Here is a 9,039-nt window from a genome sequence, read left to right on the forward strand (position 1 = left end):
CCAGCTTCACAGAGGCGCGCCCGGCGGAGCAACCAGCCCCGCCGGGCGCGCACTCGGAGGCTTCCCCCTAGTCGCGGACCGCCACGCGCTCCGCTTCCGCCTCCCTCACGGTGGACCCGGCGACGACTACGGACGGCTGGGCTCGACGGCTGCGCAGGCCGGTGAGGGTGATCAGCAGGCCGGCCGCCGCGATGGCCGTGACGACCATGAAGCCCGGCCGGTAGCTGTCGAGCACGGCCTGCGGGGTGGCGTGCGCGGGAGCGCCGGCCGTCACCACGGCCGTGACCACCGCCAGGAAGATCGCGCCGCCCACCTGCACCGAGGTGTTGAGCAGCCCGGAGACCATGCCCTGCTCGTGGTCCTCGACCCCGTTGGTGGCCTGGATGTTGAGCGACGGGAAGACCAGCGCGCAGGCCGCGCCGATCAGCAGCATGGACGGCAGGATCACGGCCGCGTACCCGGGGTCGAGATCGACGCGCAGGAACAGCGCGTACCCGAGGACCATCAAGGCGAAGCCGGTCGCGATCAGCCGGGGTGTGCCGAACCGGTCGACGATCGCGCCGACCTTGGTGGAGGACACCGCCACCAGCGCGCCCGCCGGCAGGAACGCGAGCGCCGTGTGCAGCGCCGACCAGCCGAGCAGGGACTGCATGTACAGCGTCGTCAGGAACTGGAAGCCGACGTACGAGCCGAAGAAGGCGATCGCGCCGAACTGGGCGCGGACCTGGCTGCCCGAGCGCAGTACGCCCAGCCGGATCAGCGGGCTCGGCGAGCGCCGCTCGATGAGGACGAACGCGCTCAGCAGCACCGCGACGGCGACGAAGGACAGCAGGGTGCGGGCCGAGGCCCAGCCGGCCTCGGGGGCCTGGACGACGGTGAAGACCAGCAGCAGCATCGAGGCGGTACCGAGGACGGCGCCGGGGATGTCGTAGCCGTTGTGGTTCTCCTCGCGGGCGCTGCGCGGCAGCAGCCGCAGGCCGGCGAGGAGCGCGGCCAGCGCGATCGGCGCGGGCAGCAGCATGGTGAAGCGCCAGCTGGCCTCGGTGAGCAGGCCCGAGAGCACCAGGCCCATGGAGAAGCCGGTGGCGGCGCAGGTCGTGTAGATGGAGAGCGCCCGGTTGCGCAGCGGGCCCTCCGGGAACGTCGTGGTGATGATCGACAGGCCGGCCGGTGCCGTGAAGGCCGCGCTCAGGCCCTTGATGAATCGGCTGGCGATCAGCAGCGGACCCGAGTCCACGAGCCCGCCGAGCAGTGAGGCGAGCGCGAAGACGCCGAGGGCGACGAGGAACACCTGACGCCGGCCGAGCAGGTCGGCGGTGCGGCCGCCGAGGAGGAGCAGGCCGCCGTAGCCCAGGATGTAGCCGCTGACGATCCATTGCAGCGTCGACGTGGACAGGTGCAGGTCCGAGCCGATGGACGGAAGCGCGACGCCGACCATCGACACGTCCAGCGCGTCCAGGAACATCGCCGCGCAGAGCACCAGCAGGGTGCCCCACAGCCGGGGGGTCCAGCGAACCGCCGGGGACGGGGTCGCGGAGGGGTTGAGCGGAGAGGTCATGCCGACGAGATTACATGCGTATGCATCACATGCAAATGCATTTAATTCCGATGCAATAATCTTGCTTGTCTGCTACGGTGCGCCCATGGCGTCGAACAGGGCCGAGCAGGCGCTCGTGGAGCAGTGGCGGGACATCCTCGCGCTGCATGCCCGCACCCAGTGCGAGCTTGACCGTGAGCTGCACGGACACGGCTTGTGCGCCAGCGACTTCGAGGTCCTCGACCTGCTCGCCGAGGGCGCGGCGGCGGACGGCGGCTGTGCCTCCCGTGTGCAGGAGATCTCCGAGCGCGTCCACCTCAGCCAGAGCGCGCTGTCCCGGCTGATCGGCCGCCTGGAGAAGGACGGCCTGGTTGAGCGCGCCATGTGCGCCGAGGACCGGCGCGGGGTGCGGGTGGCGCTCACAGCGAAGGGGCGCGCGCTGCACGCCGAGGTGCGGCCCGTGCAGCGCGCGGTGCTGGCCCGGATGCTGGCCGACGCCGACTGACCGGCTGGTCGGCCGGCCGGGCAGCCGACTGACGCTGTGTCAGATGCCGCCCTTCTCCCGCCACAGCACGGCGAGGGAGTGGTCACCGGACACGCTCGGCACGGGCCTTCGGTTCCACAGGGCGAGATACAACTCCTCGGCGGGGCCGGACAGTTCGGCCTCGGCCTCCCCGCCCTCCTCCCGTACGGTCACCGGCGGCTCGGCCGTGAGCCGTACGGTCCACACCGCGTCCGCCCCCGCGTTCAGCGCCCTCACCCGCAGCACCCGCGGCTCCTCCGTACGCAGGCGGCTCCTGGAGCGGGCATGGAAACCGCGCAGCAGTTCGTCGATGCCGTCCACCGCGAAGTCCGGCGCGACCGGGGATGCCGTGCCGCCCCGTGCCGCCTCCGCGTCGTAGCGGTGGACGGTCGTCTCGTGTGCCTGCCGGCGGGCCCAGAACGCCAGAGGGCTGGGTGACGGAAGGAAGGCCCAGCACTCCACGTCGGCGGGCGCGGCGGCCAGGGTGTCGACCAGCAGGCGGTGACTGTCCCGGTACCAGCCCACCAGCTCGGCGCCGTTCAGGTCCGGCGCGTCGTCCGGGGGGCGCGGCGCGGTGAGCCCGTCGGCGACGAAACCGGCGGCCCAGCGGTGCACCGCCCCGAGGTGCCGCAGCAGGTCCCGCACCTGCCACTCCGGGCAGGTGGGCACCTTGGCGTCGGTCCCCGCGGCTTCGGCGGCCGCCGCGAGCAGCCGGCCCTCGCGGTCCAGGGTCTGAAGGAAGTCGGCAGTGTTCATGGGGGTGAGTCTGCCGGATGGAGTGCGGACGAAGGTGTGCCTTTTCCGGGTCAACTGCCCATCGTCCGCCGTGTGGCCACCCCGATGACCGCGGCGACGCCGGCCAGCGCCGCCACGCTGGTGAGTGCGGCCGGCAGGGAGAACCAGTCGGCCATGAACCCGATCGCGGGCGGTCCGAGGAGCATGCCGCCGTAGCCCAGCGTCGAGGCGACGGCCACACCGGACGGACCCGTCAGTGAGCCCGCGCGCTCCACGGCGACCGGGAAGAGGTTGGCGAGCCCGAGCCCGGTGACGGCGAAGCCGGCCAGCGCGGCCCACACGGAGGGCGCCAGCGAGCCGAGCAGCATGCCCGCCGCCGCGACGGTGCCGCCGGCGATCACCGTACGGGTCCGGCCGAGCCGCTCCAGGAGGGTCGTGCCGGTGGCCCGGCCCACGGTCATGGCCAGCGCGAAACACGAGTACCCGGCCGCCGCCACGCCGGACGACGCCGCGAGGTCCTGCTGGAGATGGAGCGCGCCCCAGTCGGCCATGGCGCCCTCGCCGTAGGCGGTGCACAGTGCGATCAGCCCGAAGACGGCGACCAGCCCGCGGCCGCCGGTCCGCCGCGGTGCGCCGCGGTACGCCTGCGTGGGCGAGGACGCGGGCCGGGCGGCGGGCCGGGGCGGGTCCTGTCGCAGCAGGGTGCGTCCGGCGACGGCCGTGACGAGCAGCCCGGTCAGGGTGAGGCCGAACAGATGCCGGGTGGGGGAGAGCGCACCGGCGACCAGCCCGCCGAGGCCGGCGCCGATCATGCCGCCGAGGCTGAACGCGGCATGGAACGTGGGCATGATCGGCCGCCGCAACGCGGCCACCAGGTCGACGGCGGCGCTGTTGAACGCGACGTTGATACCGCCGTAGGCGGCGCCGAAGACGAGGAGTACGGCGCCGAGGGCGGGCGCGGAGTGGGTCAGCGGGGGCAGGCTGACGCTGAGGGAGAGCGCCACCGCGCACACCACCGTGACCGGATGGCTGCCGTGGCGTCGGCAGAGCCGCCCGATGAGGGTCATGGTGACGACGGCGCCGGCGGAGACACCGAGCAGGGCCAGCCCCAGACCGCTGGCGGAGGCGTCGGTCTGCTCCTTGATGGCAGGGATCCGGACCACCCAGCCCGCGAAGATGAAGCCGTCCAGGGCGAAGAAGGCGGTGAGCGCGCGGCGGAGGCGGGTCAGATCACGGCCGGCATCCGGCACGGCACTGTGCGATCGGAGTTTGTTTATTTGCGGCACAAACTCAGGCTAGGCGGGGACGCGGGGTGGGGCAAGGGAGTGGGGCCGGCTGAGGCGGCTCTCCGCCGTCACCCGCATCGGCGACATCGGTCCTCGCCCGTACGATCGGCCGGTTCCGGATGCCCATTGACCGGGATCGGCGTGCGCACCTTGCGACCGATGTGGCCGTGACCTGCGCCGACTTGTACGCGTCCGGGACGGCGAGGGCGTCAACGCGGCGTGACGCAGGTCCTGTTCGGGTGGTTCCGGGGCGCACATGCCCGGTCCGCGGCGGGAAACGGCTTGGTTAATGCTTGTTCACGAGCTGGTTGCCGATGGGTGAGCGGTCCATGATGGGCCCATGACGTTGGCCTCGCGCGCGCTCGCGCAACTGGCGACCTGGCCCGACCTGAGTCAGGCGGTCCCGAGCTGCGGCCTGGGACAGGCGGTGAGTTCGGCCCAGGGCGAGATCGCCCACTTCCACTCGGACCGCGATGTCGATCTGCAGTTGACCGACAGGGCGATCAGACGGTTCGCCAAGGACTTCAAGGACTCGGGTGCGATCAGGGTCGTGCCCGGCTCGCAGTGGGTGACCATCCGCCTCGACGCCGCGAGCGACGTCGACCTGCTGCTGACCCTGGTGAGCGTGGCGCTGCAGGCCCAACAGGCCTGGCCCGACCCGCTCGACAGGCCACCGGCCGGCTGCAACGACCAGCGCGGCGCGGGGTTCGTGAAGACCGACCTCAGCCGTATCTGAGCCGGGCGCCTGCCACGGGACCCGGTGCACGCCGACCCTGTCCGGGCCGGCCTCCCCTCACACCGCGAGGACCCGGACGCCCGCCTCCTCGAAGCGGCGTACCGTCTCCTGCCCCACCGCCGTGTCCGTCACGAGCGTGTCCACCAGCTCCGCCCCGCAGATCCGGGCGAACGCCCGCTGGCCCAGCTTGCTGGAGTCCGCGGCGACCACCACCCGCTCGGCGCGCTCGCACAGCAGCCGGTTGATCGCGGCCTCCGCCTCGTCATGGGCGGCCGCGCCATGCGTGACGTCGAACGCGACCACGCCGAGCACGGCCACGTCGAGCGTGATCTGCCCGAGCACCCCGTCCGCGAGCGGACCGATGAGTTCGTACGACTGCGGGCGCGCCACCCCTCCCGTCACCACGATCTTGAACTGGGGCCGTACGGCCAGCTCGTTGGCGATGTTGAGCGCGTTGGTGACGACGGTCAGCGCGGGCGAACCGGTGGACAGGTCGCCGCGCACGGCCAGGGCACGGGCCACCTCCGTGGTGGTCGTACCGCCGGTCAGCCCCACCGCCTCGCCGGGGGCGACGAGTTCGGCCACCGCCTTGGCGATGCGCTGCTTCTCCGAGGCGCGCCGGGCCGTCTTGTAGCGCAGCGGGAGTTCGTACGACACCCCGTGCACCACCGCTCCGCCCCGGGTGCGCACCAGCATCTGCTGCTCGGCGAGCTGGTCGAAGTCCCGGCGGATCGTCGCCGCCGACACCTCCAGCTCGGCCGCCGCCTCCTCGACCTCCAGCCGGCCGCGCTCGACGAGCAGTTCCAGCAGCGCCTTCCAGCGGGCGTCCCGGGACATCCGCACCTCCGCTCTCCGACCGTTGCGCGGTCGTTTCCCGGTCGCTCGCCGACCGCACTCCCATTCCCCGGCGACCCTAACGCACCCGGTCTGCGCTCGAATGCTTGATTGTGCTCGAAAGCTCGCTATATCTTGCAAGAACAATCAATCAGGGGGAAGGTGTGAGCATGACTCATGTCGAGGACGAGCTGAACAGCCAGCCGGAGTGCTGGATGCGGGCGGCCGAGGCGGCTGGGCGGCACCAGGACGCGCTGCCGGGGCCGGGGGAGCGGGTCGCGATCGTGGGGTGCGGCACTTCGTACTTCATGGCACAGGCCGTGGCCGGTCTGCGGGAAGGCTCCGGCCAGGGCGAGACCGACGCGTTCGCGGCCTCCGAGTTCCCGTACGGACGCGCATACGACCGGGTCGTCGCCCTCACCCGCTCCGGTACGACGACCGAAGTGCTGGAACTGCTGGGGGAGCTGAAAGGACGGACCCGCACCACCGCCGTCACCGCAGACCCCGACACACCCGTCATGTCCGCCGCCGACGACCTCGTGGTGCTGGACTTCGCCGACGAACGCTCCGTCGTCCAGACCCGGTTCGCCACCACCGCCCTCACCCTCCTGCGCTCCTGTCTCGGCCTGCACACCGACTCCGTCGTCGCCGACGCGCGCACGGCCCTCTCCACTTCTCTTCCCGAAGGGCTGGTCGACTGCACCCAGTTCACCTTCCTCGGGCGCGGCTGGACCGTCGGGCTCGCCAACGAGGCCGGGCTGAAGATGCGCGAGGCCTCGCTGTCCTGGACCGAGGCGTACCCGGCGATGGAGTACCGGCACGGCCCGATCAGCGTCACCACCGAGGGCACGGCCACCTGGATGCTGGGCGAGGCGCCCGAAGGCCTGGCCGAACAGGTGCGCGCGACCGGCGGGTCCTGGATCGACGGCGGACTCGACCCGCTCGCCGAACTCGTCCGCGTCCAGCGGCTCGCGGTCGCCGTCGCCGCCGCCCGCGGACTCGACCCCGACCAGCCACGCCACCTCACCCGCTCGGTGATCCTGGCTCCCTGACCCGCGCCCCGGAAGGACACCTCCCGTGCCCCTCACGTCCACCGGCGAGCTGGTCACCGCAGCCGCCGACACCAGATCCGCCGTCGCCGCGTTCAACGTCATCACCCTGGAACACGTCGAGGCCGTCATCGCCGGCGCCGAGTCGGCCGGTGCGCCCGTCGTCCTCCAGGTCAGCGAGAACGCCGTCAAGTTCCGCTACGGTCGGCTGCTCCCGCTGGCCCGCGCGGCCGTCGCCGCCGCCGAACACGCCACCGTACCCGTCGCTCTGCACCTGGACCATGTGCAGAGCGACCACCTGCTGCGCCAGGCGCCCGACGCCGGGTTCAGCTCGGTGATGTACGACGCGGCCCGGCTGCCGTACGCCGACAACCTCACCGCGACCCGGGCCGCCGCCGACTGGGCCCACTCCCAAGGGCTGTGGATCGAGGCCGAGTTGGGCCAGATCGGCGGCAAGGACGGCAGAGCCGCGCTGGACGCCCACGCGCCCGGTGCCCGCACCGACCCGGACCAGGCGCGCGACTTCGTGGCCGGTACCGGCGTGGACGCGCTCGCCGTCGCCGTCGGCAGCGTGCACGCGATGACCACCCGCACCGCCACCCTCGACCACGGCCTGCTCAAACGCCTGTCCGCCGCACTGCCCGTCCCGCTCGTCCTGCACGGCTCCTCCGGTGTGCCGGACGACGCACTGGTCGCGGCGGTCGCCGGCGGCATCGCCAAGGTCAACGTCGGCACGGCTCTCAACATGGCCATGACCGGCGCGATCCGGAACTTCCTCGCCGCCCACCCGGAAGCCGTCGACTCGCGCAAGTACCTCAGCGTGGGCCGGGAGGCGATGGCCCAGGAGGTCCGACGGATCATCGGGGTGCTGTCCGGGACGGCTTAGTGCCTGTCCGGCGGATCAGGGCGGAGAAACTCGGCGGCGCCCCATCAGCGCAGGTGGGCGGGCGATGGGGGTGCCCCCGCGCGAGCGTATGGGAGCGTGGGGGAGCGTTCAGTTGCAACGCGGAGGCGGGCGCCGACGGCGCAGATGGGCGTGCCGGTCCGCCGCGTCTGCGACAGGTTCCGACGGACAGGCGCTAGTCCTTCTTGACGGCCCTCAGGACCACGAACTTCGGGTCGCTCGCGACCAGTTCACTGTTCCCGAACAGCCGCCGCAGCTTCACGTGATAGCCCAGGTGCCGGTTGCCGATCACCCACAGCTCGCCGCCGGGCCGCAGCGCCCGCTTCGCGCCGGTGAACATCCGCCAGGCCGTCGCGTCCGTCGTCGCCTGGTGGGAGTGGAACGGCGGGTTGTTCAGGACCAGGTCCACGCTGCCGGGGGCGACCCCGGCCAGCCCGTCGCCGACCCGGAACTCGGCATGCCCGGGCACCCCGTTGGCCTTGTACGTCGCCTCCGCCGAGGCCACCGCCTGGAAGGACTCGTCCACGAACAGCACCTCGGCCGACGGATCCGCCAGCGCCACCGCCGTACCCACGACGCCGTTGCCGCACCCGAGGTCCACCACACGGTCCGCGCCCGGCCCGGGCAGGTGGCGCAGGAAGAACCGGGTGCCGATGTCGAGGCGGTCGGCGCAGAAGACGCCCGCGTGGTTGACGACCGTTCGCCCGGAGACCGCCCCGGTCCCGTCCGGGAGCGCGTAGCTGTACGGCCACGGGTTCGCCGGCCGCTCCAGCGCCGGGTCCGGGGTGCAGAAGATGAGCCGGGCCTTCTGCCGCGCCAGCGAGGTGCGGGTCGGGCCGAGGATCCGCTCGAACAGCTGCAGCGTGGAGGTGTGGATCTCCTTCACCATCCCGGTGCCGACGATCAGCGTGCCCGCGTGCACGGCGGGCGCCAGCCTCAGCAGCTGGTCCTCCAGCAGCGCCAGGCTCTTCGGCACCCGCACCAGCAGCACGTCCACCCGCTCCGGCGGCGGATCCTGGGTGGTCAGCAGCCGCACGGCACCGGGCTCGACGCCGGCCCGCGCCAGATTCGCCCGCGTCGCCTCCTGGCTCAGGAAGGAGTCGGTGATCTGCGTCGGCCGGTGCTCCGCGAGTGCCGTGACCAGCGCGCCCCAGCGGTCCCCGACCACCACGACCGAACCCGTGAGCGGCACGCCCTCCTCGGCCAGATGGCGCAGCAGGTACGCGTCGGAGGCGTCCCAGGCACGCAGCCGGTCGCGCGGATCCTCGGGGAAGCGGGACAGCTCGGCCTCGCCCCACGGTGTCGTCATACGGTCGCTCATCGTGCCTCCCAGGCTAGCGGAGCCGCAGCTCAGGGATGGTGGCGCGGGCATGCGGCACGATGGAGCGTATGGACGCGGAGCTGTTTCCCCGGGAGCGCGCGGAGGTCGCGCCGG

9 protein-coding genes are annotated in these 9,039 nt (G+C 72.4%); 4 read left to right on the top strand and 5 right to left on the bottom strand.

Annotated features, from left to right (window positions below; translation table 11 throughout):
• Window positions 1-67: 67 nt before the first annotated feature.
• Entirely contained in the window at window positions 68-1,558 is a 1,491-nt protein-coding gene (locus M878_RS86585) for an MFS transporter (RefSeq protein ID WP_023552815.1), read from the bottom strand.
• Between the two features lie 85 nt (window positions 1,559-1,643).
• On the opposite strand from M878_RS86585, the gene M878_RS86590 reads away from it, so the two are divergent.
• Window positions 1,644-2,042: a MarR family winged helix-turn-helix transcriptional regulator gene (locus M878_RS86590; protein ID WP_023552816.1), complete on the top strand. Its 399-nt coding sequence runs from the start codon at window positions 1,644-1,646 to the stop codon at window positions 2,040-2,042.
• Window positions 2,043-2,081: 39 nt separating this feature from the next.
• Here the strand turns inward: M878_RS86590 and M878_RS86595 are convergent, their stop codons facing one another.
• Together M878_RS86595 and M878_RS86600 are read right to left on the bottom strand one after the other, a co-directional pair.
• Complete coding sequence (locus M878_RS86595) at window positions 2,082-2,816, bottom strand: maleylpyruvate isomerase family mycothiol-dependent enzyme (protein WP_023552817.1); 735 nt, start codon at window positions 2,814-2,816, stop codon at window positions 2,082-2,084.
• Between the two features lie 50 nt (window positions 2,817-2,866).
• Entirely contained in the window at window positions 2,867-4,045 is a 1,179-nt protein-coding gene (locus M878_RS86600; RefSeq protein ID WP_023552818.1) for an MFS transporter, read from the bottom strand.
• A gap of 376 nt (window positions 4,046-4,421) precedes the next feature.
• On the opposite strand from M878_RS86600, the gene M878_RS86605 reads away from it, so the two are divergent.
• Complete coding sequence (locus M878_RS86605) at window positions 4,422-4,817, top strand: luciferase domain-containing protein (RefSeq protein WP_023552819.1); 396 nt, start codon at window positions 4,422-4,424, stop codon at window positions 4,815-4,817.
• A gap of 57 nt (window positions 4,818-4,874) precedes the next feature.
• On the opposite strand, the gene M878_RS86610 is transcribed toward M878_RS86605, so the two are convergent.
• Complete coding sequence (locus tag M878_RS86610) at window positions 4,875-5,654, bottom strand: DeoR/GlpR family DNA-binding transcription regulator (protein ID WP_023552820.1); 780 nt, start codon at window positions 5,652-5,654, stop codon at window positions 4,875-4,877.
• A 167-nt stretch (window positions 5,655-5,821) separates the two neighbouring features.
• On the opposite strand from M878_RS86610, the gene M878_RS86615 reads away from it, so the two are divergent.
• On the top strand, window positions 5,822-6,703 hold the full coding sequence (locus tag M878_RS86615; protein WP_023552821.1) for an SIS domain-containing protein: 882 nt from the start codon (window positions 5,822-5,824) through the stop codon (window positions 6,701-6,703).
• 25 nt (window positions 6,704-6,728) lie between these two features.
• Window positions 6,729-7,586 carry a class II fructose-bisphosphate aldolase gene (locus M878_RS86620; RefSeq protein WP_023552822.1) on the top strand — a complete coding sequence of 286 codons (858 nt, stop codon included), beginning with the start codon at window positions 6,729-6,731 and terminating at the stop codon, window positions 7,584-7,586.
• 193 nt (window positions 7,587-7,779) lie between these two features.
• On the opposite strand, the gene M878_RS86625 is transcribed toward M878_RS86620, so the two are convergent.
• Window positions 7,780-8,913, bottom strand: coding sequence for a methyltransferase (locus tag M878_RS86625; RefSeq protein ID WP_023552823.1), 1,134 nt, complete (start codon window positions 8,911-8,913; stop codon window positions 7,780-7,782).
• Window positions 8,914-9,039 lie beyond the last annotated feature (126 nt).

Origin of the sequence: Streptomyces roseochromogenus subsp. oscitans DS 12.976, assembly GCF_000497445.1 — a bacterium.
Taxonomy (GTDB): domain Bacteria; phylum Actinomycetota; class Actinomycetes; order Streptomycetales; family Streptomycetaceae; genus Streptomyces; species Streptomyces oscitans.